Raw genomic sequence first — 321 nt, 5'->3', positions numbered from 1 at the left:
TCTTCGCCATTTCTTCCCAGTGAGAAACCCAAGGTCCATTTTGACTGGCCTTGCTTAATGCTCTGACTTTCTCAATTTGGTTATGCGTCATAACTTCAAACTGGACACCGCCATCTTTCAACCTTGCGACAGCGTAAACGTGTGTAATGGGCGAGTCTTCATTTTCACCCGGTATGTGCGTTAAGTTTTCATTCAATCCATACTCAAAATGGAAGCTATCGCCCTGCCTCACTGTTCTGGCTGAAATGCTTACTATCTGGCCTGAACGACGAGCTAGATCAATCATCCCTCGATAACCAATAATTAACTGCACATTTGATT

Annotated in this window: 1 protein-coding gene; it reads right to left on the bottom strand. The window is 43.9% G+C overall.

Annotated elements, in window-relative coordinates; translation table 11 throughout:
* A partial coding sequence (locus HMPREF3129_RS18950) for a recombinase RecT (protein WP_254668246.1) occupies positions 1-321 on the bottom strand: 321 nt, incomplete at both ends.

The sequence above is a fragment of the Proteus sp. HMSC14B05 genome, assembly GCF_001808035.1.
Classification (GTDB): domain Bacteria; phylum Pseudomonadota; class Gammaproteobacteria; order Enterobacterales; family Enterobacteriaceae; genus Proteus; species Proteus mirabilis.
This window is presented reverse-complemented; position numbering and strand designations above follow the sequence as displayed.